This is a genomic window from Enterococcus sp. DIV0294 (assembly GCF_050558155.1).
In the GTDB taxonomy this organism is placed as follows: Bacteria; Bacillota; Bacilli; order Lactobacillales; family Enterococcaceae; genus Enterococcus; species Enterococcus faecalis.
The window spans coordinates 1863838-1888732 of the sequence record NZ_CP187889.1 but is presented as its reverse complement, the minus strand read 5'-3'; the positions used below and the strand labels follow the sequence as shown (position 1 = coordinate 1888732).

The 24895-nt window shown below is 36.1% G+C and carries 19 protein-coding genes and 1 pseudogene; 16 read left to right on the top strand and 4 right to left on the bottom strand.

The features are described from left to right. Position 1: 1 nt before the first annotated feature. Both IGJ20_RS09245 and IGJ20_RS09240 read left to right on the top strand, forming a co-directional pair. Positions 2–325 (top strand): PTS sugar transporter subunit IIB, encoded by a 324-nt coding sequence (locus IGJ20_RS09245; RefSeq protein ID WP_002356829.1) that lies wholly within the window; start codon positions 2–4, stop codon positions 323–325. Positions 326–527: 202 nt separating this feature from the next. Continuing rightward, positions 528–1361, top strand: coding sequence for a hypothetical protein (locus IGJ20_RS09240; protein WP_010823006.1), 834 nt, complete (start codon positions 528–530; stop codon positions 1359–1361). Positions 1362–1401: 40 nt separating this feature from the next. On the opposite strand, the gene IGJ20_RS09235 is transcribed toward IGJ20_RS09240, so the two are convergent. Beyond that, positions 1402–2463 (bottom strand): LacI family DNA-binding transcriptional regulator, encoded by a 1062-nt coding sequence (locus tag IGJ20_RS09235; RefSeq protein WP_002356832.1) that lies wholly within the window; start codon positions 2461–2463, stop codon positions 1402–1404. A gap of 175 nt (positions 2464–2638) precedes the next feature. Here IGJ20_RS09235 and IGJ20_RS09230 point away from each other — a divergent pair. The 10 genes and pseudogenes from IGJ20_RS09230 to trpS all read left to right on the top strand — a co-directional run bounded on the left by IGJ20_RS09230 (position 2639) and on the right by trpS (position 15947). Beyond that, positions 2639–3030 (top strand): annotated as a pseudogene (locus IGJ20_RS09230) (hypothetical protein). Next, positions 3011–4810 (top strand): DUF2264 domain-containing protein, encoded by a 1800-nt coding sequence (locus IGJ20_RS09225; RefSeq protein ID WP_430605173.1) that lies wholly within the window; start codon positions 3011–3013, stop codon positions 4808–4810. Before IGJ20_RS09230 ends, IGJ20_RS09225 begins: the two are co-directional and overlap by 20 nt. 15 nt (positions 4811–4825) lie before the next feature. Continuing rightward, entirely contained in the window at positions 4826–5968 is a 1143-nt protein-coding gene (locus IGJ20_RS09220; protein ID WP_142425664.1) for a glycoside hydrolase family 88 protein, read from the top strand. A gap of 49 nt (positions 5969–6017) precedes the next feature. Further along, positions 6018–7295, top strand: a complete 1278-nt coding sequence (locus IGJ20_RS09215; RefSeq protein ID WP_142425665.1) for an ABC transporter substrate-binding protein — start codon at positions 6018–6020, stop codon at positions 7293–7295. A gap of 150 nt (positions 7296–7445) precedes the next feature. Then, positions 7446–8348 carry a carbohydrate ABC transporter permease gene (locus IGJ20_RS09210; protein WP_142425666.1) on the top strand — a complete coding sequence of 301 codons (903 nt, stop codon included), beginning with the start codon at positions 7446–7448 and terminating at the stop codon, positions 8346–8348. Beyond that, positions 8321–9238 (top strand): carbohydrate ABC transporter permease, encoded by a 918-nt coding sequence (locus IGJ20_RS09205; RefSeq protein WP_002383582.1) that lies wholly within the window; start codon positions 8321–8323, stop codon positions 9236–9238. The genes IGJ20_RS09210 and IGJ20_RS09205 overlap by 28 nt, the downstream gene beginning before the upstream one ends. A gap of 12 nt (positions 9239–9250) precedes the next feature. Continuing rightward, entirely contained in the window at positions 9251–9922 is a 672-nt protein-coding gene (locus IGJ20_RS09200) for a hypothetical protein (RefSeq protein WP_002389950.1), read from the top strand. A gap of 100 nt (positions 9923–10022) precedes the next feature. Then, a complete protein-coding gene (locus IGJ20_RS09195; RefSeq protein WP_142425667.1) occupies positions 10023–10991 on the top strand; it encodes a hypothetical protein in 969 nt (322 codons plus the stop codon). Positions 10992–11001: 10 nt separating this feature from the next. Beyond that, the gene (locus IGJ20_RS09190) at positions 11002–14781 is read left to right on the top strand and encodes an Ig-like domain-containing protein (RefSeq protein ID WP_142425668.1); all 3780 of its coding nucleotides are present in this window, start codon (positions 11002–11004) and stop codon (positions 14779–14781) included. 161 nt (positions 14782–14942) lie between these two features. Further along, the gene (gene trpS, locus IGJ20_RS09185) at positions 14943–15947 is read left to right on the top strand and encodes a tryptophan--tRNA ligase (protein ID WP_142425669.1); all 1005 of its coding nucleotides are present in this window, start codon (positions 14943–14945) and stop codon (positions 15945–15947) included. Between the two features lie 53 nt (positions 15948–16000). On the opposite strand, the gene IGJ20_RS09180 is transcribed toward trpS, so the two are convergent. Both IGJ20_RS09180 and IGJ20_RS09175 read right to left on the bottom strand, forming a co-directional pair. Further along, complete coding sequence (locus tag IGJ20_RS09180) at positions 16001–17779, bottom strand: ABC transporter ATP-binding protein (protein ID WP_002388273.1); 1779 nt, start codon at positions 17777–17779, stop codon at positions 16001–16003. Positions 17780–17831: 52 nt separating this feature from the next. Next, entirely contained in the window at positions 17832–19559 is a 1728-nt protein-coding gene (locus tag IGJ20_RS09175; RefSeq protein WP_002359874.1) for an ABC transporter ATP-binding protein, read from the bottom strand. Between the two features lie 66 nt (positions 19560–19625). Between IGJ20_RS09175 and IGJ20_RS09170 the strand changes: the two genes are divergently transcribed. After that, entirely contained in the window at positions 19626–20441 is an 816-nt protein-coding gene (locus tag IGJ20_RS09170; RefSeq protein WP_185935492.1) for a MerR family transcriptional regulator, read from the top strand. A 63-nt stretch (positions 20442–20504) separates the two neighbouring features. Here IGJ20_RS09170 and IGJ20_RS09165 read toward each other — a convergent pair whose 3' ends face one another. Beyond that, positions 20505–21092 carry a CPBP family intramembrane glutamic endopeptidase gene (locus tag IGJ20_RS09165; protein WP_002400588.1) on the bottom strand — a complete coding sequence of 196 codons (588 nt, stop codon included), beginning with the start codon at positions 21090–21092 and terminating at the stop codon, positions 20505–20507. A gap of 351 nt (positions 21093–21443) precedes the next feature. Between IGJ20_RS09165 and IGJ20_RS09160 the strand changes: the two genes are divergently transcribed. Genes IGJ20_RS09160 through IGJ20_RS09150 form a run of 3 tightly spaced genes read left to right on the top strand, consistent with a single transcriptional unit; the run spans position 21444 to position 24825 of the window. Then, positions 21444–22400 (top strand): ABC transporter permease, encoded by a 957-nt coding sequence (locus tag IGJ20_RS09160; RefSeq protein ID WP_002356852.1) that lies wholly within the window; start codon positions 21444–21446, stop codon positions 22398–22400. Positions 22401–22411: 11 nt separating this feature from the next. Then, on the top strand, positions 22412–23335 hold the full coding sequence (locus tag IGJ20_RS09155) for a carbohydrate ABC transporter permease (RefSeq protein ID WP_002359877.1): 924 nt from the start codon (positions 22412–22414) through the stop codon (positions 23333–23335). Between the two features lie 23 nt (positions 23336–23358). Beyond that, on the top strand, positions 23359–24825 hold the full coding sequence (locus IGJ20_RS09150) for an ABC transporter substrate-binding protein (RefSeq protein ID WP_002362904.1): 1467 nt from the start codon (positions 23359–23361) through the stop codon (positions 24823–24825). Positions 24826–24895: the final 70 nt, after the last annotated feature.

The window sequence follows — 24895 nt, the reverse complement described above, 5'->3', positions numbered from 1 at the left end:
CATGAATGAGGAGAAGTTTATGAGCAAAAACATATTGATTATTTGTGAGACAGGAATTAGTGCATCGCTGTTAGTTTCAAAATTACTTGAAGCAATTAGGGAAAAAGAGTTATCTTATGATTTAGATTATGCGCCTGTTTGTCGGATTGAGGAAAAACTTGGTTATAAAGAGTATGATGTGTTAATGTTGACCCCACAAGTCGCTCGTGTCAAAGAAAAAGTGGAAAAATATTTAGAAGGCTGTCAGGGGCAGGTTGTTTTTATCGATCAAGAAGATTTTCGTTATATGAACACAGAGAAGATACTCGCAAGTATCGAAAAGTAAGATTTAGAGAGTGGGGCATCAGTCAACTTTGGTTGATGTCTTGCTTTTTTATTGTGTTCAAAAAGAGCAGAATCAAAATCTTACGTTTTATAGTGAGTACCAAATGCTTTTATAGAAATAAAGCTAAAGTTATTATTTTAGTAAAAAATAGATTAATTTACTAAAATAATATATAATAAAGGTAAAACTAGGAGGGAAGCATATGACGTGTATTTCATTATCGATTTTAAATCAAGAACAAGAAGTTAGAAAAGCTAAGATAGATGATTCAGATTCTTTGAAAGAGTTAACTATTACAGGAAAAGATTTTGTTTGTTTAGCTGCTCGGGATTGTCAATTACAAGACGGCGATGTGATTCAAGTTTGTTTAGATACGCCCAATACTTATTTAATGGTGAAGTTAGATGCTACGCTTGATAGCAGTTTGATTTATGTTCCAGAACAAAAATGGACGTTTCCAATCATAAAAAATGAAAACGCTATCGAAGCGCGAGCAGCGTATCGTTTTGAAACCAAGAAACCTTATATAAGTGTGCGTGTTGCCACTAAAGAAGAAATTAAGAGTTATCGTAATTGGGCGTTAAATCCGCATGATTTACAACATTTTACTGGTGCGTATCCTCATGCATCTGCCAACGTGGAAACGCGAAATGATGCTACTTTTTTTGCTTGCAATGCGATTGACGGTACCTTTGCTAATCTTTATCATGGGCCGTATCCTTATCAATCATGGGGGATTAATCAGCAATTAGATGCCGCATTAAAAATTGAATTTGGGCGTGAAGTCTTGTTGGATAAAGTGATCTTAACATTACGAGCGGACTTTCCCCATGATAATTATTGGCAACAAGTGACTTTAAAATTTTCCGACGGTACACATGAAGTTTTTAAAACTGTTAAGACTGAGCAACGCCAGAGCTTTACCTTTGCGAAACGGGCAGCGGAGTGGGTGATACTAACAGAGTTAATTCAAGCAGATGAACCATCACCATTTCCAGCATTAACACAAATTGAATTATTTGGTCAAAACAAATAAAAAATAAGGACGGTTCCTTTATAGGAGCGGTCCTTATTTTTTATTTCTGGCGTGGGCTAGTTGTCGATTGGCGGACAACCAATTCTGTGTTTAACAGGACTCTACGAGGAATGCTAGGCATTTGAATTCGTTTGTGCAATAAATTAATGCCTGTCTCGCCCATTTCTTCAGTAAAGGCATGGACAGAGGATAGCGGCGGTGAGACATATTGAGAAATAGAAATATCATTGATCCCCATGACACTAATTTCTTCAGGAACCTTTATACCGTGTGCGGCTAACGTATGTATCACACCGATTGCAAAGGCGTCATTATAAGCAAGAATCGCAGTAGGTAAATCATTTCCCCATTTCTCTAACGCTTCTTCTGTCAATTGTTCCCCTGTTTTGACATCCAACATGCCATTTTCTTTTAAGATAAAATAATCTTCGTTAAACAAGTGATAATGTTGCATAATGTCAAGATAAGCGTTGGTTGTCGGTGTTTTATAGCGACGGAAACCATACATATTTTCGCTTTCTTCGGCACCAATAAAGGCAATTTTTTCGTGGCCCAATTCCAAAAGATGGGTTAAGGCAATCTCGGTTGCTTGATAAAAATCAGTATTTACAGAATCAAATTCTTCCAATGGGAAATTACTGCCAATTACACAAAGATTGGGATGCAGTTGCTGCAACTCTTGTAACGTCTTTTGAGTGAATTTGCCAATTGCCAAAATGCCATCAATCCCTTGAAGGTTATGTTGTTCCAATTGGGAAACTTTTAGAATATTGTAACCTAACTCTTCGGCCCGTTTTTCAGCGCCTAAACGAATCGACATATAGTAAATATCCGTTAGTTCTTCGTCATCTGAACGCCACTGAACGACGGCAATCGAAGGCTCTTGCGGAGCTGTTTGTACGGAAAGGTTAGGTGTCAGTTGCTCCTGCTGTTTGTTTTTATTTTTAGTTTTATATTTCGTATAATTCAGGGTTTCTGCTGCTTCAAAAATTTTTCGCTTGGTTTCCTCTGTAACGGATAAGTTTGGATCATAGTTCAGAACTCGCGATACAGTTGAAATTGAAACATTCGCTACTTTTGCGATATCTGTGATAGTTGCCATTCTAAATGCCTCCTTCTCAAGTACTATTATAGCATATAGTATATTTCTTTTTAGTAAAAAAAAGCAAGAAAAAGCTTTTTTTACTTTTTTTTAGCAAAAACTATTGATTTTTTGACTAAAAAAATATACTATAAAGTCAAAGAAAGCGCTTTAATTCGATGGAGAAGGTGGTTTAGTGAAAAGATTTTCACTTTTTTTACTAATTTTACTTGCTTTAACAGGTTGTAAATCCGGTGAAAAAGAATTTGATGAAGAATCTCTTCAAAATCTAAAGGAAACGAAACGGCACAGTCTTATTCAGAAACAGAATTACAAAATGGTGACGTTCGTTTAAATGAATATATTTCTTTGAAAGGGGAGATTGTTGAGAGCGACAGTCGTTCCAGTTTAATAAAAAAAGGTGATCGTTTTATTTTGAAAAGTGGTTCTAGTAAATATCAAGTTTTTAATGAGCAAAAGAAAAAATTGAAAATTGGTGACGAAGTGACAGTTTACGGAGAATATTACGGCTTTTTGAAAGGGATATTAATTGAAAGTGAGGAGAATCATGATTCAGCCACGAATTAGACAGAATCCTTTTGAAACATACGAAGAAGTTGCAGAAGGATTTGAAGATTTATTAGCGCCACTGGAATTGTTTTTTGATCGAGAGTATCAAGGTCATCTGGATTTAGGGACACACGGAACGGTTTATTCTAAAGGGACACGTGATGCGGAGGCATTTTTACGACCATTATGGGGACTAGGTCCTTATGTAACGCAAAATGAAAGTGAGTATTTGAATGACTTTCTAACGGGAATTATCGAAGGAACCGATCCTGAGAGTTCATCTTATTGGGGAAAAACAAAAGATTATGATCAATTGATTGTTGAGATGGCAGCATTAAGTACATTTCTTTTGTTAAACAAAGAAAAAACGTGGGACCAATTAACAAAAGAACAGCAAAACAATTTACACAGTTGGCTGATACAAGCCAATGAAAACATTGTTCCGCCAAATAATTGGCATTTCTTTAGAGTGTTGCTGAATTTAGCGATGAAACATTGTGAAATGCCGTATTCAAAAGAACAGATTGCTGTTGATTTGGCTGTAATTGATCGTTTTTATGTCGGTAATGGTTGGTATTATGACGGAGTCGAGACACAAGTTGATTATTATGTTTCTTTCGCTATTCATTATTATAGTTTATTGTATTGTCGTTTTGCCCCGGAAGATATCGCAAGAGTGGCTATTATGAAGGAACGAGCAACTTTGTTCGCGCAAGAGTTTAAGTATTGGTTTACTCAGCCAGGAGAAGCGATTCCCTTTGGACGTAGCTTAACGTATCGTTTTGCTCAAGTGTCATTTTTTAGTGCCTTAGTTTTTGCAGATGTTGAAGCATTGCCGTGGGGTGAGATTAAAGGTCTAATCAGCCGACATCTTCATCAATGGATGAACAAAGATATTTTTACAACAGATGGATTATTGTCGGTAGGTTATGATTATCAAAATATGGTCTTTGCCGAAGGCTATAATGGTCCTGGTTCACCTTATTGGGCCTTTAAAACATTCATTTTGTTAGCGGTTCCAAAAGATCATCCTTATTGGCAAGCAGAAACACAGCCTATTAGCTTTCCAGAAAAACACTTACCTTCACCAGAAAGTCGGAACTATTATCAAGTAAATGATGCAGGAACACATGGTTTAATGTTTCCAGCGGGACAATTTATTAATTATCAAGCTCATGCGCATGATAAATATAGTAAATTTGTTTATTCTTCCCATTTTGGTTTCAGTACTATAAAGAGTGATTATTGGTATTACGAAGGTGCTTATGATAATTGCTTGGCTTTAGCTGAAGACGACCATTATTTCCGCACGAAAGGATTAGATGATCAGTACGAAATTCTTGATGATCGTATCATTCATCAATGGCATCCTTGGTCCGATGTAGCAATCAAAACGACAATTGTACCATTAGAAGGCCAACATTTACGGATCCACGAAATTGAGACACAACGTGCATTAGTGGCTTATGAAGGTGGCTTCTCAATCCCGCTCTTCGATGAAAAGGTCACTTGTGTTTCTGATCAAATGGCTGAGGTAAAAAATGTAAAAGGTGTGTCAAAAGTAGAAAATATCAACGGTTTTTCTGAAGCTGCGATTATTCGGACAGAACCGAATACAAATTTACTTTATCCGTTAACGGAGTTGCCATATTTGAAAGCAAACTTGTCGAAAGGGAAACATCTTTTAATTTCATTGGTGACAGGCGTACTACCGAATGAACAAATTGAGCCAGTTAAAGTTAGGTTAAAAGAAAATCAGCTTTTAGTTGAAGAAAAAGTTGTAATTTTGGGGAATTAGGGGGAGAAATACACAATGACAGAAAATGGACAGATTGAGTGGTTGCCGAAGCAAATCAGTTTTGCTTTAAACAAAGTTCGAGGAAATTTAGAGACATTTAAAGAATTAGTTCCACCCGCGGCAAGTTTAAATCAAATTTATTATCCTGAAGAAAATATTGACTGGACGGCCAGCTTTTGGCCAGGAATGTTATTTTTAGCAAAGGAATTAACAAATTCAACAGAGTTCGATGAGGTGATTGCCACACAGATAGCTTCTTTTCAACATCGCTTAGATGAACAAATTGAGCTGGAAACACATGATATAGGCTTTTTGTATATTTTAACAGCCATTGCTGATTATCAAGTCAATGGTCATGAGGCCTCAAAAGAAATGGCCTTGCAAGCTGCGGACTTATTAATGAAACGTTATTCACCAAAAGCCAAGATTATTCAAGCTTGGGGGAATTTAGACGATCCAGAGCAACGAGGTAGAATGATTATTGATTGTTTAATGAACTTACCATTATTATACTTTGCAGCAAAAATGACTGGCAAGCAAGAGTATTATGAAGCTGCCTACAATCATGCGAAACAAACACAAAAATATATTGTGCGAGAAAATCACACCACGTTCCATACGTATTATTTTGATACGGAAACAGGCGAAGCTTTATACGGTAAGACGCAGCAAGGATACTCAGATGATTCTTGTTGGGCTCGCGGCCAATCCTGGGGAATTTACGGCTTTACGTTAAGTTATTTATATACAGGAGATAGTAGTTTTCTGGAAACAGCCAAAAATGTTGCTGATTACTTTATTCAAGAATTACCAGAGGACAAAATCTGTTACTGGGATTTAATTTTCAATGAAGGGAGTGAAGAAGAACGTGATAGCTCATCTGCTGCAATTGCTGCATGTGGCTTACTAGAATTATCTCGTCAGCTTCCATTAAATGATGAAAAACATGGCTATTATGAAAAGGTTGCGCTAGAACTATTACAAGCATTAGCGGAAAAGTATACAACGGTTTTACGACCAGAGTCGAACGGCCTATTGCTTCATGGTGTCTATGATAAAAAAACAAATACAGGAGTCGATGAATGCATGATTTGGGGCGACTACTTTTATTTGGAAGCGTTAACTCGTTTAGCGAAAAGCTGGTATTCTTTTTGGTAATTCATGGAGGAAAACTCCTAAAAAATAATAAATAGCGGAGGTAGTACAAATGAAATTTTGGAAAAAAGGCTTAACAGCGGCAGCGTTGTTAGCAGTGGCGGCAGTAACTTTAACAGCATGTGGTGGTTCAAGTGAAAAGAAAGCAACTGAAAAGAGTGAAGATGGCAAAACAAAATTAACAGTAACTACTTGGAATTATGACACGACCCCAGAATTTGAGAAATTATTCAGAGCTTTTGAAGCGGAAAATCCTGATATCACTATTGAACCGGTGGACATTGCTTCAGATGATTATGACACAAAAGTAACAACGATGCTTTCATCAGGAGATACGACGGATATTTTAACCATGAAAAACTTACTTTCATATTCTAATTACGCGCTACGCAATCAATTGGTGGATTTAACCGATCACGTTAAAGATTTAGATATCGAACCTGCTAAAGCAAGTTACGAGATGTATGAAATCGATGGTAAAACCTATGCTCAGCCTTACCGTACAGATTTCTGGGTATTGTATTACAATAAAAAAATGTTTGATGAAGCCGGAATTGCCTATCCCGATAACTTAACTTGGGATGAATATGAAGAGTTAGCGAAAAAATTATCTAAACCAGAAGAACAAGTATATGGTGCCTATCAACATACTTGGCGCTCAACCGTTCAAGCGATTGCTGCTGCTCAAAACAATGCCAATTTGATTGAACCAAAATACAATTATATGGAAACTTATTATGATCGCGCATTGAGAATGCAAAAAGATCAATCACAAATGGATTTTGGAACAGCAAAATCAACAAAAGTAACGTATCAATCACAATTTGAAAATTCAAAAGCGGCGATAATGTACATGGGTAGCTGGTACATGGGGACTTTATTAACAAACATTGATGATGGCAAAACAAATGTCGAATGGGGGATTGCCGAAATACCACAACAAGAAAAAGGCAAAGCAACTACCTTTGGCTCACCGACAAGTTTTGCAATTAATAAAAACAGTAAAAAACAAAAAGCTGCTCAAAAATTCTTAGACTTTGCTTCAGGTAAAGAAGGTGCAAAACTTTTAGCAGAAGTAGGGGTGGTTCCTTCTTATAAAACAGATGAAATTGATAAAATCTACTTTGCAAGAAAAGGAATGCCTTCAGATGAAGTCTCACAAAAAGCCTTTAACCCAGATACAATTAATTTAGAATTCCCATCTGATAAAAACGGTGCCGCAATTGATAAAGTATTACAAGAAGAACATGATTTAATTATGGTCGGCGACGAAAAACCAAAAGATGGTATTGCTAACATGGAAAAACGTGTCAAAGCAGAGATAGACTAATTATTATTTCCTGCAAAAACACAAAAGATTGATGAAAAAAATAAGCTGAAATGAGTAACCTACAATGAATTTCAGCTTATTTTTTTAAATAAAGAATGTAGCTTGAGTTTGGAAGGAGGGCCTGTTAAGTTCACTTAACAGAATGCAATTATGGAAATTACTTCAAAAACAAAAACAGCAAATAAATTGAGACGAAAAAATACGTGGACTGCGTTATCTTTTATCGCACCAAACTTTATTGGCTTTTTCCTCTTCACTTTAATCCCGGTTATCTGTTCACTGATTTTAGCTTTTATGAGTTGGGATTCTTTTTCAACTCCTGAATTTGTCGGAATGAAAAATTTCACCAAAATGATTCATGATGATACGTTTTGGATTTCGTTAAAACAAACGTTTATCTATACGATTGGTGTTGTTCCGTTAACATTGATTTGCTCATTAGGACTAGCGATTTTGTTGAATCGTAAAATTAGAGGGATGAAATTTTTTAGAACGGCTTTTTTCTTTCCTTATGTAACGTCATTAGTTGCGATTGCGGTCGTTTGGAATATGCTATTTCATCCAACAATGGGACCAATTAATCAATTTTTGAAATTATTTATTGAAAATCCTCCTGGCTGGACATCTAGTTCTACTTGGGCTTTACCAGCAATTATCATCGTTAGTGTGTGGCGCTTTATGGGGTATTATATGATTTTGTATTTAGCTGGTTTACAAAGTGTGCCAAGAGAATTATATGAAGCAGCGTCAATGGATGGCGCGGGTAAATGGAATCAATTTTTAAATGTTACCTTACCTTCATTACGACCAACGACCTTTTTCGTGACTATCATGCTTGTAATTAACTGTTTCAAAGTGTTTGACTTAGTTCAAGTTATGACTGGTGGTGGACCAGGACGTGCAACGAATGTGTTAGTTTATGAAATTTACAATGAAGCATTTGTCAAATTTAATTTTGGTTATGCATCAGCCATTGCGATGGTCTTATTCGTCATCGTTCTAGCGATTACTGTGGCTCAATTTAAATGGAATCAACATCAAGAGAAAGTTTAGGAGGAGAAAAGATGGAAGCAACTTTTTCAAAAAAAGAAAATACTCGAAAAGCAAAAACGAAAAAAGCAGAAAAAGTCACACCTGGTGGGATCCTTGTAATCATTCTCTTAACTTTACTTGCGTTAATTACTTTGGTGCCTTTCATTTGGATGGTTTCAGCATCATTTAAAACAAACAATGAAGTTTTCACCATTCCAATTCAATGGATTCCTAAAAGTTGGCATCCAGAAAACTATTCCGTTATTTGGGAACGCATTCCATTGTTAACTTTCTTTAAAAATACGTTATTTTTAAGTATTGTGATTACAATTATTCAACTATTTACTTCAAGTTTTGCAGCATATGGCTTTTCAAAAATGAATTTTAGAGGAAGAGATACACTTTTTATTACGTACATCGCAACAATTGCTATTCCTTGGCAATCGTATATGATTCCACAATTTATTATGATGCGTCAACTAGGTTTGACTGATACATTATGGTCACTTGTTTTATTACAAGCATTTAATGCATTTGGGGTCTTTTTACTGAAACAATATTACAGCAGTATTCCAGATTCACTATGTGAAAGCGCGCGGATTGATGGGTTAAGTGAGTGGGGAATTTATTGGAAAATTATTTTACCATTAACCAAACCAGCTTTAGCCAGTCTCACGATTATTACTTTTGTGAATACATGGAATGACTATATGGGACCTTTCATTTATTTATCTTCTACTGAGAATAAAACGATTCAGTTAGGTTTGAAAATGTTCGTCGGTTTATTTGATGCTGAATATGCCTTAATCATGGCCGCATCAGTGGTTTCTATTTTACCAGTAGGGATTGTCTTTTTAGCAATGCAAAAATACTTTGTTGAAGGTATTGCTACATCTGGAATGAAGAATTAGGAGGAAGTTTGAATGTTTACTAAGCAAACCTTTGATAATAATATCTATATGAAAATTTTTCGCTGGCTTTACATTTTATTTATCGGTAATCTAGGGCTTCTCTTAGTGAACATTCCTTTTTTCATAGCGGTGATTAGCTTAGACATTGATCCACGAAACCTCCCACTTTTTGTAGTAACGTTGTTGCCGATGGGGGCAGGGATGATTGCACTTTTAGGCTTAATCGATACTTTTAAAGAAGAAAAGGAGCTGGATCCATTTAAAACTTTTTTCCAAAAGTTTCGTCAGTTTGGGTTAAGAGGCTTTCTTATCAGCTTGCTAGGCTTAGGAAGTAGCATCATCAGTGTGACAGATATATTCTTTTTTGCCAAAACAACGATTGGTAAATGGTTTATTCCATTGATGGTCCTTCTGCTAATTTTTGGGTTAGCTATTATGCTGAATGCTTGGTATTTTCAAGTACGAAACCCGCAAGCTTCTTTTAAAGATGTGTTTCGGATTTCAATTTACTATGGACTGCGGAAATGGTATGTCAGCTGTCTAAATGTTTTTTTACTATTCTCAATGTTTGCAATGATGTTTTTGAAGCCACAGTTTGGGTTTGTTGTAACCCCTGTCCTGTTCCTAGGGATTATTTATTTAAATACTGGGAAATTGCATGAAAAGCAAAAAAAGAATAAATAATTTTTACATAATAAGTAATCTCGATTTTCAGGAAAATGAATGAAGGTGGGATTGCTTATTTTGTTCTTGCCTTGTTTATTAAAGTGGAGGGAGCGAACGAATGAAGAAAAAAATAATTATTTTAAGTAGCTTTTTGATAGGTGCTATTTTTGTGCTCGTTATTTTTACTACCAGCCAGCAAAGTATGATTAATAACGAAGCAATCCAAGTCGAAGAATTGATTGTTTATGGCGATAAAAATATGAATCGTGTAGCGAAGCAATTCTCTGATCAGAATAATTTAACTTCGTTTGGGAAAAATTTCTGGCGCAAAACGTATAACGGAAAATCACCCACTCAGGAACTACTGAAGGTTGCAACGAAGGATTTAGTACAACATAAAATGATTAAACAGCTGGCGACGGAGTTAGATATAGCCCACTCACAAACATTTGGGCAAGAAAAAAAAGAATGGCAAGACCAAAAGAGCAGTTTAATGCTCTGGCAATTTCTAGATGCAAAAGATCAACAATTACAGGACCAAATAAAAGAGAAATTAATGGAGAAAGAAAAGCCAACGCAAAAAGAATTGCGGCAGGCCTTTGAGCAATTGGAGGATAAATATAAAAAGACCGATTACTTTATTGAAGCAATTGAAATTCCAACTTTTTCAGGTAAGCAAGCAGAATTAGAAAAAATAGCCGAAGCAATCTCTCCGAATCTATCTTATGAGGAGACGTTATTGGAGTGGCAAAATAAATTACCTAATCTTGTTATTGAATCGTATCAATTGAAGAGTGCAGAAATCCAAAAAGAGGATATTTATTCGTTGTCTGTTGGGGAGATTCTTAGTGAAAAAGCTGTTGGTACCGTGGTGAAAGGATACCACGAAAACCAATACTTTTATATTTTTAATAAGGAAGGAGGGCAACTTTTACAGTTTGAAGAAGCACCACAATTTGGCAAAAATGCCTATATCAACACATGCTACAAAGAGAAATTAGCTACGTATCAACAAGCAACCAAAGTAGACTTGTTGGAGAAAGACAGAGAAAAGTTTTTTCAAAATTATCAAAATAAAAACAGTTAAGGAGCAGAAAATGAGAAAAAAAGCGTATTTTAAAAGTGTAACCATTTTCCTTTCTATTTTGTTTGTTTTTTCCCAGCTTCAATTATTTAGTCTTCCTGCTTATGGGGAAACAGTGAGTGATCAACCGTTACTTTTTCGTTCAGTAGGTGTCGCTCAAAATGGAACGACCTACTATGTGGATGGGGAAGGAGGAAATAATGCCAATGATGGGCAGTCTCCAGCCAGTGCTTGGCGTGATTTTGAAAAAGTGAATCAGACGGAGTTTCAGCCAGGCGACCATCTTTTGCTGAATGCGCAAAGTACCTGGAATAACCAATTGTTACATCCAAAAGGGAATGGGACAGCGGCACAAAAGATTGTCATTGATTTTTATGATACGAATGACAAAGGAGAAACCATTTTTGAAACCACACGGCGTCCGATTATTAACGGTGGTGGCACCTACAGCACAGGGACTTTCAAACGTGCAATCTCAGGGGCCGTGCAGTTAGTGAACCAAGAATATTGGGATATTTCAAACTTAGAAGTGACAAATACACCAGAGCTAGATAATCTCGAAGGCTATAAGAAACCAGGAGATGCTCAAAGAGCGGGCATATTAGTCCTAGGATATGAACAAAATCGAATGTTCAATAGTGTCACGATACGGAATAACTATGTTCATGACGTTCAAACAGAATATTATTTGAATCTAAGTGGGAATACTGCAACCAAACGATTAAAAGCGGTAGGTGGAATTATTGTTTTAGGAAGTTGGTTTGATGAGAATGGCAATGTAGTAACGGCAGCCAATGATCATCGAACAACGACTGGATTTAATGATATTTTGATTGAAAATAATGTGATTCAACGAGTGGGACTTGAAGGAATTCGAACAAAAGCTGATTCAGATACCTCAAGAGGCAACACTTTCTACAAAACGTTTTCTAATATTACGATTCGTAATAACTATTTAGAAGATATTGCTGGCGACGGGATTGTCTTGTCAGAAGCCAAAAGTGGCGGTGTCGTCGAAGGAAATGTTGCTGTCCGAATGTGCAATGCCGATTATGGTACACAAAATTACGCGGGCGTTTGGGCAATGTCTGTAGATGACGGACTGTTCCAATATAACGAAGTATACGGAATCAAATATGGATTTAACGATGCCGAAGCTTATGATGTGGACATGCAGTCAAACAATGTTATTTATCAATATAACTATTCACATCATAATACTGGCGGCTTTTTATTGCTTATGTCTGATCAAAAAAATTCGGTTATTCGTTACAATATCTCAGCTAATGACGGCGGTGGTAACCGAGGAACAGGTAAAGACAATCCAGGAGGAGCTGGTGGCTACAATTATAAAGAACAAAGCATTTTCCATTATTGGGTGAAAAATGATGGAGCGGCAATGCCAACTATCCACAATAATACGATTTATGTTGGCGACGGTATTTCAACGTCATTATTTGGTGAAGGAAATAGTTCTGACAACAGTGGTACAGTAGCCAATTTTTACAATAATATTTTATACAAAGAAGGTACCGGACAATTAAAATTCTTATCTAATTATCCAACAAATGGGACACAACCAATTGAACGTAAAATGGTCGATAATCCAGAAAAATATTTCAAAAATAATGTTATTTGGCCAAAAGAAATTGCTACAGAAAAAAGTGGTGCAACTGTTGAAAAATTAGTATCAAGTGGAAACATTTTTGAAAAACCACAATTAGAAATCACAGATAACCCTGAAAAAGTGAAAGAGTTGGCAGAGCAAGAATTTACGACATTGAAACCAACAAAAGATAATGTGGTTGAATTTACTTCCAAAGAACGCTTACGTCAGCGAGCACAAATGTTCCAATTAAAAGAAACCTCTCCAGCGATTGGTAAAGGCTTGTCGGAAGTGAACAGTGCGGCCGAAGACTTCTTTGGAAATAGCTTGAAAAATAAAGTTTTAGATATTGGTGCGCAACAAGCATCCACAATTGAAAAAAGTATTCGTTATCAAAATCAAGTGTTAGAAATTAGTTCGGCAACAGGTGTGTATCCTAATTTGCCAGAGCAAGTTGAATTAACGTACGAAGAAGTCGTTAATGAAGAAGTGGTTGCGACAGGCAAAAAAGAATTTAAGTTACAATGGGAAGCAATCCCTCAAGAAAAAATTAATACAGCAGGCACAGTTGAAGTTGCAGCAACAGTTATCGGCTTACCGATAGATGCTGTCAAAGTAACAGCCAAGGTCTCTTTTGAGGGTGAACTTGGTGAAGGAAAAGACACCGTTAAACTAAAAACAGCTCAAACTGCCTATGTTCAAAAGAGTGATGGTAACCGAGCATACTCTGCTATAGCAGGCGGTACCGCTGCCATTAGTTCAGGAGAAGCCTATAAATATCCTTATGGAGTAAACTATACGGGCAATTACGCATTAAAATTAAAAAATGCTAGTTCTGCGGGGTATAATCGCCGGATTTACGTTGAAATTGATACACAAGAATTGAAGAACTATCAATCACTAAAAAGTGCCAATTTAGAACTAAATGTGATGCGTTATGATGCGTGGAATGGTGCTGGAAATACAAATGATGAACGTTTGAAAAATACGCAGTTCCAAGTAGATGTTTATGGAACAGATACTAATTGGATGAGTAACACCATTACTTGGAATAATGGTCCAAATAATTTAAATGTACCAAATGAAGAATTTATTGCTCGACAATCTTTTACAAATAGTTCAATTATAAATAATCAAAATACAATCTCTATTGATATTAGTAACTATCTACGGGAGCTAATTCAAAGTGGTGAGAAAATTCCAGCCAAGTTAAGTTTCTTATTAGCGATTACAGACAGTCGTTTGCCTGGTTATGATTCTGATAATGCCGGGTTTGATGCTTTTTCAAAAGAAGGCGCACAAAAGGCCTATCAAGACTTTTTAACAGGCAAATTGACCTTGCCAACTGGTCAACAGCTAACAGAGGATAGTTTAGCTCCTAAAATTGTTTTATCGAATGTTTTCGAAGTCAAACATGAGTCGATTGAGGTCACGACAGAAGCGGGTCAAGCCCCTAATCTACCAGAAAAAACAACTATTTTTTATTCGGATGGTTCACAACGAGAAGTGACTGTCAATTGGTCAGAAGTTCCAGCATCTTCTTATCAAAAAGAAGGAACATTCACTGTTGTAGGACGAGCAGCAGGTGTCTCAATGCCAATTATTGCCAATGTAAAAGTCACCGCTAAACATATTGTTGGATTCAAGGAATTGCCTACGCTGGATCGACTAACAGGTACCTCGCGAGGCGAACTGAATTTGCCAACTGAAGTAATTGCAAAATTAGATGATGGTAGCGAAACGAAATTGAAGGTTATTTCTTGGGATGACGATGTTAGTAATTATTCGCCAAGTAGCCCGCCAGGTACTTACCAGTTCCCTGCTGCAGTAGAAGAAAAAATAGGAATTGCGAATCCCGATGAACGAAAAATCTTCCAAGTCGTGCAAACTCATGCGATTCCTGAAAGAATTCAATTTGCTACAGAAACAGCTACTATAAAATCAGGCGAAAATTATCAAATTCAATCTAAAGTGGTTGGTCAAGCGCCGCACACAGAAACGGATGCTTGGAGCTCGCAAGTAACGTATGAGTTGGTTACACCAGATGCTGGCAATACAGTAAGTGTAGATGAAAACGGTCTGATTAGGACAGAAGCAACGACTGCTGCAGGAAATTATCAAATCAAAGTAACAAGCAAAGTTTTGCCGATAGTGACTGCACAATTTTCAATTAAAGTCACAAAATAAATAAACTGTTTGAAGAGACTGGAACAAGAATTGCTGTTGCTTGCAATCTTTCTAGTCTCTTCGATTATCTAGAATCAATAAATATTCTATTGCCTACTATTCATTCTTTTTAAAACAAGGTAAAATAATAAATGAAAGTAAACGATAAAGGTGTGTAGACAATGAATACTATCTTAACAGGTGATCGTCCAACTGGTAAATTGCACCTAGGACATTACGTAGGTTCCTTAAAAAAACGAGTAGAAATGCAAGCAGACCCTACAAATCAATTATTTGTCATGATTGCAGATTTACAAGCATTGACAGATAATGCAAAAAATCCCGAAAAAGTTTCAGCCAATGTTTTAGAAGTTGCTTTGGACTATTTAGCAGTTGGTTTAGACCCTACGAAAACAACAATTTTTATCCAATCGCAAATTCCACAGTTAGCTGAATTAACAATGTACTATCTAAATTTAGTGACCACGTCACGTGTTCGTCGGAATCCAACGGTCAAAGCAGAAATTGAGCAAAAAAAATTTGGGGAAGGTGTTCCGACAGGATTCTTTATTTATCCCGTTTCACAAGCTGCTGATATTACTACCTTTCAAGCGAACTTAGTCCCAGTTGGGGAAGACCAAAAACCAATGTTGGAACAAGCGCAAGAAATTGTGCATAGTTTTAATCAGACGTACGGTGAAGTTTTAGTTAGACCGGAAGCTGTGTTACCACCAAAAGGCATGGGACGCTTGCCAGGAATTGATGGCAACGGAAAAATGAGTAAGTCGTTAGGTAATGGTATTTATCTTTCAGATCCAGCTGAAGTGGTACAGAAAAAAGTAATGAGTATGTATACCGATCCAAATCATATTCGTATAGAGGACCCAGGACAAGTTGAAGGAAATATGGTCTTTACTTACTTGGATGTTTTTGGGAAAAATAAAGAATATATTGAAGAATTAAAAGAGCACTATCGCCATGGTGGTTTAGGAGATGTGAAAATTAAACGTTACTTAATTGATGTCCTAGAAGAAGAACTCGCACCGATTCGTCGACGTCGTGAAGAGCTGGCTAAAAATCCAGAAGCGATTATGGAAATGTTGCATAAAGGAAGTCTTGCTGCTGAAAAAGTGGCAGCACAAACCTTAACAGAAGTCAAAAAAGCAATGGGAATTCAATATTTCTAATCAATAAAAGAACTGGAACGAGTCAAAAGAAGAATGACTTGTTCCAGTTCTTTTTAAGTGGTTTGAAATTGACTATTATATAAGCTGGCGTAAAGAGTCGGAGCTTGTAATAGTTCCTGATGCGTTCCTTTTTCAATAATATCGCCATTTTTCATCACTAAAATTAAATCAGCATTTTCAATCGTGGATAATCGATGAGCGATAACGAAGCTTGTTCGATTTTCTGTGACAGTTTCCATCGCTTTTTGAATATGGGCTTCTGTTCGTGTGTCCACACTCGAAGTTGCTTCATCGAGAATAACAACGGGCGGATTTGCTAAAATGATTCGGGCGATGGTTAATAACTGTTGTTGCCCTTGTGATAATGCACCATTTTCGCTAGAAATAATTGTATCATATCCTTGAGGAAGGGTCCGAATAAAATGATCACATTGAGCAATTTTAGCTGCTTCAATTATTTCTTCACGAGAAGCATCTTTTTTTCCATAGGCAATATTATCTGCTACGGTTCCTTCAAATAGCCAAGTGTTTTGTAAAACCATGCCAAATAAATTTCTTAGATTTTGTCGAGAAAGTTTCGTAATATCAATCCCATCAAAAGTAATGGCACCTTGATTTATTTCATAGAAACGCATTAATAAGTTGACTAATGTTGTTTTACCAGCGCCGGTGGGTCCTACAATGGCCACTGTTTTTTTCGGTTGAACAGAAAAATCAACATTCTTCATTAAAATTTTTTCTGGTGTGTAGCCAAATTGAACATTTTTAAATTCAATGGCTCCTTTAGGAGAAGAAATAGTTTCTAAATGAGTTGCTTCTGGCTGTTCATCAGCTTCATCTAAGATAACAAAAATCCGATCAATGGAAGCCATCGCTGCTTGAATTGAGTTAATGACATAAGAAGCGGTAGAAATCGGCTCAGAAATTTGGTTGATATATTGCAAATACGCTTGCAAGAAACCAATCGTAATACCACCAGATAAAACGAGCATTGCGCCTAAGATAGCACTAATAATAAAAGCCAACTGATTAATAAAACGAATAGCTGGATAAATCGCAAAATTTAGAAACTGTGCTTTTTTAAAGGCACGATAATGTTGTTGATTAACAGCAGCAATTGTTTTTTCAGCATTTTGCTGTTGATTAAAGGTTTTTGTGACCAAATTTCCTGCTAAATATTCTTCCATCTTATTATTTAATTGACCTAATTCAGCTTGACTTTGATCAGCAAACACCTTGTTTTTATTCGCAATTTTTGTCGTCATGAAAGTACTGCCGCCAATTAGGAGCAACACTAAAATGGTTAATTTTGCATCAATATAGAACAACATGATTCCTGCAAAAAGGATAGTCACGACGGAAGTGAAAAATTGGTTGATGCCTGTTAAAAGAACTTGTGACAACTGGTTTAAGCCAGTTGTTGAACGACTGATGATATCGCCCACTTGGTGATTGTCAAAGAAGGCCATTGGTAAAGTTTTAAACTTTTTTGTCACTTCTTTTCTAATTCTTAAAGTAACCCGTTCGCTTAAAGAAGCCATTGCTCGTTCCTGAATAAAAGAAGTGATACTACTAATGATTGAAAAGAGAATTAAAAGTAAGACGGGACCTAAGAGCGCTTCTTCAACTAAAGGAAGTGTCATACCTTTGAGCCCGACACGCTTGATCGCTTCTAAGAGGTTATCAATCCCGATTGCCATAATATAGGTCATGGCAACAATTAATAAGTTTCCAATTAAACTGCAGATCATTAGACCATAAAAGATTGGATGCTCAGGTTTAATCATTTTCCAGAAACGTTTAAAGCTTTGAAGATTCATTGTTTTTTTCATTGTATGGCTTGAAAAGAAAACTTTCTTTCAAGCAGTCACATCCTTTCTTTAGTTATTTGGGTAAGATACCTTGCGATTTAGCAAAGTCTTGGTAATAGCTATTAGTGGTAAGTAAATCAGCGTGGGTGCCTTGACCAACAATCCTTCCTTCATCTAGGACGATAATGTTGTCAGCGTTCATGATTGTACTTAACCGTTGAGCAACAATGAGTAAAGTTTTGTCCGACATTTGTGCATGTAAAGCGGCACGTAGAGCGGCGTCAGTTTTGTAATCTAATGCGGAAAAGCTATCATCGAAAATATAAACGTCTGCCGGTTTGATTAAGGCTCGTGCAATACACATTCTTTGTTTTTGACCACCAGAATAGTTGGACCCGCCTTGTGCTACGAAACTTTCAATCCCTTGTGGTAAGGAATCGATAAATTCAGAAGATTGTGAAATTTCTAGTGCCGTTCTTATTTCTTCTGTAGTTGCTTTGGCATTTCCCATTAATAAGTTTGATAAGATTGTCCCACTGAAAAGAAAGGCTTTTTGTGGCACATAACTGATGACTTGGCGAATCGTTTGCTGAGATAATGAGCGGATATCTGTGCCAGAATAGCTAATCGTGCCGGCTGTGACCTCATTTATTCGTAAAAGTAACTTAACTAAAGTACTTTTACCAGCGCCAGTTGCACCAACAATCGCCGTTGTTTTTCCTTTAGGGATGACAAAACTAACATTTTCTAAAACAGGATCAGCTGTTTCTGTGTATTGAAACGTGACGTGATCGAAGCAAATCAAGGCTTTCTCAGGATGATAAGCAATGGTTGCTTCAGTGTGAGGATCGCTAATTTCAATTTCTTCTGACAAAACTTCTTGCAAGCGATTCAAGGAAGCAACGGACCGTGGAATGACAACTAATACCATAGCCGCGATCATTAAGTAGGCCAAAGTTAGAAGCGTATATTCAATCACAGCTGTAACGGTGCCAATTTGTAGGGTGCCTACTGCAACTAAATTACCGCCAAACCACAAAATAGAGGCGTACACAACGCCCATTAATAAAAAGGCAACGGGAGTAATCCAAGCAAAGATTTGATTCACTTTACTCATGCGTTCAGCATAATTTTTAAATGTTTGATTGGTTCGCTGCTCTTCAAAGTCTTGATTATTGAACGCACGAATCATATTAATTCCAGTAAAGAACTCTCGTAAAGTCGTAGTAATTCGATCCATTTTTGGTTGAATTTTTAAAGATAAAGGGGTACCTTTTTTCATTAAAAAATAAACAACGACTAAGTAAAATACGATGGAAGCCAATGTTACCCAAGCGAGTGAAACTGAATAAGAAAATGTCATCACTAAGGCAAATAAACTAATAATAGGCGCTGGAAAGATTAATTGGCAAAACAGCACAATCATTGTTTGAACATTATCTACATCGTTGGTCATTCTAGTTAGCAAAGAATTTGAACCAAATTTATCAACATTTTTCATCGAGAATTGTTGAAATTTTTTAAAGAACAATCCTCTAACTTGAAAACCAAATTTAGCAGCTACTAAAGCAGACAAATAGCTAGAAATAATTGCGGCAATTGTTCCAATGAATGCCACAAGAAACATTTGTATGCCAATCGTTTTAATTACTTGTTGGTCACCGCTAACGATGCCCACATCAATCAACTTGCCAACTAATTTAGGGACGCCAAGGGTTCCTGCGATTTGCAAACAGATGGTTAAAGTTGTCGCAAGAACAATCCATTTATTTTCTTTAATAAACTCTTTCATTAATTTCATGAAATTTCCTCCTTAAACAATACCGTTTTAGCTGTTACAAAGAGTCATTGTACACGTTCAAGTAACTTGAATGTCAACAGTAGAAATGCTAAACTTTTTGATGGAGGGAACAGGATGGAAAAAAATTACACAATAAAAGATGTTTCTGAGTTGTTAAATATCCCTAAGTCCACGATTCGTTATTGGGACGAGCAAGGGTTGATTAGTACAACACGCAATGAAGAAAACGGATATCGAACCTTTGATTTAGAAGATTTGTTCAAAATATATGATATTGATTTTTATCGAAAAATGGGGATTCCTATCAAAGATATGTTGAATTTATATAAAAAGACGCCTACCGATCTCTATGCCACCATGGAAGCAACAGAAGAACAACTGGGGCAAGAAATAAAAAGGCTTCAGCATAAATACAAAGAAATTAAGAAAAGAAAATTACATTTACATGCGTTAATTGATTTAGAAACATTGGTTTTTTCAGATGAACCAATTCCTTTTGATAAAATTGTTGTTGTTGATATTGAGGATCCAGAAGAGATGAAAGTTTACATGGAACACATTTCAACTTTAGGTATTTACGGGGATTTAAGTGAATCCAATGAACTGACGTATGGGATTTGTTTGGCAAATCATGTGAATAAAAAAAGTTTAGACAAAGTGATTTGGCTCAAAGAACCAAGTAGCCAATACAAAGGCTTTATTTTAAAAGTCAATACACAAGATACCCGTTTGAATAATATCGAAGAAGTAAAAAAGCGTTTAGCAAAACAAGGATTTGAAACAGGCATCGTTGTCGGAGAGCATATCTTGACACAACTAGAAGAGGAGAATCAATATGTTGAATATTATTATGGTTGGATTGAAATTTTAGGGGAAAAGTGAAGTAATTGAAACAAAGAAGGAACTAGCAATAGCAAATGTAGCTAAGCTAGTTCCTTTTTTGATTTATAACAAGAAACCCAACATATTATTAACAATGTGAATAGCCATAACAAATACAAGCGAACGATTTGATTTTAAGTAAGCTGCAGATAATAAAATAGCTCCTGGCAGATAAATGAGAAAATCAAGGGGCTGTTGTGTGTGCATAAAGGTGAATAAAAAAATTGAAATCATAGTTGCACAGGCTATACCAATTGTTTCCGATAAACAATTCATTAATACTTGCCGAAAAACTAGTTCTTCAGCAATTGGCCCCACGATTGCTAAGAAAAATAGAGTAACAAGCAATGGGACTTGTGCACCAAATGAGAGAACATCTTGTTGATTAGCAATTAGATTATTACTCATGATTTTTTGAATAATAACATCGACTAAAAAAATCAGCCCCACCCATAAGAAAATGCTAAAAATACGCCAAAGAGTCTCTTCTTTAAAATAGTCGAACCCAGCAACGATTTCTTTCCAAAATAAAACTATTCCCACAATAGCAGTAATAGTTAAACCTGTTACGAGATTTGCAAAAGATGATTCTACTAAATTATTATCAAATAACAGTGAAATAGCTAATAATAATAAAGAACCAGCTTGCATTAAAACTGTGAAAAAATATACCACAATTAAACTAATTGCTCTAGTGTTTTTACGGATAAAATTCAAAAATAGTCCTCCTCAAAAATAATTAGATAATATCCTTTGTGAAAATAACAAGTTCTCAGCTTTTATACAACAAATACGCACAAGTGAAACCGCTTTATGAGTGGGATTTATCCAATTATTTTTAATGTTCTTAAGAGGTTATAAAAAAAATATTAGATAAACGTTTTCACAAAGAACGGTCAATTCGGTAAATTTTTAGCTTAAAATGACACAAAATCTATAATTTGTTTCTCAAATCCTATAATTTGTTCCTTAAAAAGATATTATGAAAACGCTATTATATTTATGAAAGGAGCGAAACGAATGAAGAAGAAAAACGGGTTTTTTCAAAATGTATGGCGTTATAAGGCCTTAATCCTTATGGCGTTACCAGGATTTATCTGGTTTATATTTTTCTTCTATATACCAGTCTTAGCCAATGTGGTCGCATTTAAAGATTTTCATATTTCACCAGATGGTTTCTTAGCTAGTCTAAGAGAAAGTCCTTGGGTTGGTTTTGAAAATTTTAAATTTTTATTTGCGTCAAAAGATGCTTGGTTAATTACTAGAAACACCATTTTGTACAATGTCGTCTTTTTAGCCTTTAACTTATTCTTCGCGATTGCTTTTGCTATTATTATGAGTGAATTAAGAAATCGTCGCTTGGTTAAAGTTTATCACACGATGTCATTGCTACCATATTTCTTATCTTGGATGGTTATTAACTATTTTGTTTATGCCTTTTTAAGTCCAGATAAAGGGATTTTGAATCAATGGATTACTGGTAATGGCGGCACAATGATTAACTGGTATGCAGATCCACGTTGGTGGCCAGTAATTTTTGTCTTCCTAAATGTTTGGAAGAGTCTAGGCTACAACAGTATTATCTACTATGCTTCTGTAATGGGGATTGATCCGACATACTATGAAGCAGCGATGGTAGATGGTGCCAACAAATGGCAACAAATAAAAAATGTTACGATTCCACAAATTTTACCAATGATGTCTGTTTTATTAATTTTAAACATCGGCGGTATCTTCAGAGCAGACTTTGGTTTGTTCTACATCGTACCAAGAAACTCAGGTGCGCTTTACAACGTGACAAGTGTGTTAGATACCTATATTTACAATGGCTTAACGGCTACTGGTGATGTAGGCATGACGGCAGCTGCAGCGTTATATCAATCTGTCGTTGGGGCATGTTTGTTATTAATTGCGAATTTAGTTGTTCGTCGAATTGAACCAGATTCAGCACTATTTTAGGAGGAAGGATTATGAAAAAGAAAAAAGTCACTAGCGTTAACGTTCGATCCTTCAACCCGACAGCGAATTTGATTTTCAATATTGTCATTGCTATTTTTGCTATTTCCTGTGTGGTTCCGTTTTTCTTTGTTATTATGATTTCATTGACAAGTGAAGGATCATTAGCAGCAAACGGCTACCGGTTTTGGCCAAAAGAATTTTCATTGGAGGCCTATCGTTACATTTTCCAAGGGGCAATGAGTCAACGCATTATTCATGCCTTAGGGGTAACGGTCTTCATTACGGTGACAGGGACGATTGTCAATGCAACAATGACGTCATTATATGCCTATGTCATTTCTCGTTCCAACTTTCCATTTAAAAAATTCTTTACATTGTTTGCTTTAATTACAATGTTATTTTCACCAGGGATGGTTGCGAACTATTTAGTAATGACAAACTTATTGCAATTGAAAGATACAATTTGGGCGTTAATTTTGCCTTTAGCTTTAGGACCATTTAATATTTTAGTGATGCGAACGTTTTTCAAGAAAACCGTGCCTGACAGTATTATTGAATCGGCACGTATTGATGGCGCAAGTGAAATGCGCATTTTTGTCAGCATTGTGTTACCACTAGCCGTTCCAGGGATTGCCACAATTAGTTTGTTTGCGGCTTTGGGTTATTGGAACGATTGGTTCAATGCATTACTTTACATTCAAAAAGATACCTTGGTACCGTTACAGTATTTATTGATGAAAATTCAAAACAACTTAGAGTTCTTATCAAGAAGTACGGATATGGGTGCAGCAGCACAAGAAGGGTTAGGCGTTCTACCAAGTGAATCGGCTCGAATGGCGATTGTTGTCTTATCTACGTTACCAATTGCGTTAACTTACCCATTCTTCCAAAAATATTTCGTGGGTGGTTTAACAATCGGCGGCGTGAAAGAATAAAATTGTACAGGAGGAAATAAGGAATGAAAAAATGGCAAAAAGGATTAGCCGTAGCTGGCGCAGCAGCTTTAGCTGTAGGACTAAGCGCGTGCGGTAAATCTTCAAAAGATGCAGCGTCAAAAGGTGATGATAGTACACCAACGTTATTAATGTATCGTGTTGGGGACAAACCAGATAATTATGACCAATTAATCGATAATGCGAATAAAATTATCGAGAAAAAAATTGGGGCAAAATTAAAAATGGAATTTGTTGGTTGGGGCGATTGGGACCAAAAAATGTCAACAATCGTTGCTTCTGGTGAAAGCTATGATATTTCATTAGCACAAAATTATGCAACGAATGCACAAAAAGGCGCCTATGCTGATTTAACTGATTTAGCACCTAAATATGCCAAAGAAGCCTATGATCAATTGCCAGATAACTATATTAAAGGAAATACGATCAATGGAAAACTGTATGCGTTCCCAATTTTAGGTAACTCTTACGGTCAACAAGTTTTAACTTTTAATAAAGAATATGTCGATAAATACAATTTAGATATTAGTAAAGTCGATGGTAGTTATGAAAGTGCAACCGAAGTTCTAAAAGAATTCCATAAAAAAGAACCAAATATTGCTGCTTTTGCTATCGGCCAAACATTCTTTGCAACAGGTAATTATGACTTCCCTATTGGTAACCAATATCCATTTGCAGTGAAAACAACTGATACTGGCTCACCAAAAATTATTAACCAATATGCCGACAAAGACATGATTAATAACTTAAAAGTCTTACATCAATGGTATAAAGATGGCTTGATTCCAACAGATGCTGCTACAAGTACAACACCATATGACTTAAATACCAATACTTGGTTCATGCGTCAAGAAACACAAGGACCTATGGATTATGGTGATACAATCTTAACACAAGCTGCTGGCAAACCACTTGTTTCTCGTCCACTAACAGAACCATTAAAAACAACATCACAAGCGCAAATGGCTAACTATGTTGTTGCAAACACGTCTAAAAACAAAGAAAAATCTGTTGAATTGTTAGGTTTATTAAACAGCAATCCAGAATTGTTAAACGGACTTGTTTATGGTGAAGAAGGCAAACAATATGAAAAAGTTGGCGATGATCGCGTGAAATTATTGAAAGATTACACACCAACAACTCATTTGAGTGCTTGGAACACAGGAAACAACTTAATCATTTGGCCAGAAGAATCTGTCACTGAAGAAATGGTTAAAGAACGTGATAAGAGCATCGAAGAAGCAAAAGATTCACCAATTCTTGGTTTTACTTTTGTAAATGATAAAGTGAAAACTGAAATCACTAACGTTGCTACAGTTATGAACCGTTACGCAGCAAGCTTAAATACAGGAACTGTTGATCCAGAAGAAACACTTCCAAAATTAATGGATGACCTAAAAACAGCTGGCTGGGATAAAGTTCAAAAAGAAATGCAAACACAATTAGACGAATATATCCAATCTCAAAAATAATCACAGGAGGCTGAGGCATTAGCTGAGCGCTTTTGGCTCAGCCTTTTACATAATAGAAAGGAAGAGGAAG